Consider the following 1004-nt stretch of genomic DNA (forward strand, 5'->3'; position numbering starts at 1 on the left):
GTGCGGCCTGCGTTGGTTGTAGTAATACGTCATGTAACTCAGGATATCTGTCTTTGCATCTTCCACATTTTCGTAACCACATTCCGGTATCCATTCCGATTTCAGGCTCCTGAAGAACCGCTCCATTGGCGCATTGTCCCAGCAGTTTCCGCGACGGCTCATGCTCCGTTTAATCCGGTACTGGCATAACTTTTGCCGATATGCTCGGCTGCTGTAATGGCTACCCTGATCCGAGTGGAACATCACGCCCTTAGGGCATCCCCTTGATTCATAAGCTATCCGCAGCGCATCACTCGTCAGTACGCTGTCAGGCGATGACGATAAAGACCAGCCAATGACCCTGCGGGCATACAGATCCAACACGACGGCCAGATAGACCCAACGTTTTCCTGCCCAGATATACGTGACATCGCCGCACCAGACGGTATTAGGCCGTTCAACGGTGAAGCCTCGTTCCAGGTGGTTACGTGCATATTTGGCTTCATCTTTCGCTAAACGATAGCGATGCTTGCGACGTTGTGTACTTTCAAGACCGGCCTCTTTCATCATGCGGCGGGCTTTGTCTCTGCCAACCTCATGGCCTTCGGTTTTTAACGCGACCGATAGCGATCGTGACCCTGCCGACCCGCGACTTTCCTGATGCAACTCGCACAGGCGTTCTCTTTGCTCAGCTCTGTCAGGTTGTTCAGGCACGCGCCGGTAGTAATAACGGCTGCGCGGAACGCCAAAAAGCAGGCACAGTTCGACGACAGGATAACGCTCGCTCAATATCCGGATCACTTCGAGCGAGTGAACGGCTCTGACATTAAGAGAGCGGTAGCCTCCTTTAAGATATTTTTCTCGCGTTCAATTTTGCTGATCTGGGCTTCGAGCGCCTGAATACGCTGCTGGTCAGGCGTCAGGGCTTTACCCACGTCCGGTGTTACGCCACCGCGTTCACTATTGAGTTGATGAACCCAGCGCTGCATCGCCGTTTTACCCACGCCCATAGCCTCGCAGGCCTG

At 53.7% G+C, this 1004-nt stretch carries 2 protein-coding genes; both read right to left on the reverse strand.

Annotation, left to right across the window (positions count from 1 at the left end):
- The coding region (locus K7X24_RS21920) for an IS3 family transposase (protein WP_224558278.1) at positions 1 to 780 on the reverse strand (780 nt) is incomplete at its 3' end.
- A partial coding sequence (locus K7X24_RS21925) for a transposase (RefSeq protein ID WP_411961362.1) occupies positions 777 to 1004 on the reverse strand: 228 nt, incomplete at its 5' end. The genes K7X24_RS21920 and K7X24_RS21925, both read right to left, overlap by 4 nt.

The sequence above is a fragment of the Pectobacterium versatile genome (genome assembly GCF_020166435.1).
In the GTDB taxonomy this organism is placed as follows: domain Bacteria; phylum Pseudomonadota; class Gammaproteobacteria; order Enterobacterales; family Enterobacteriaceae; genus Pectobacterium; species Pectobacterium versatile.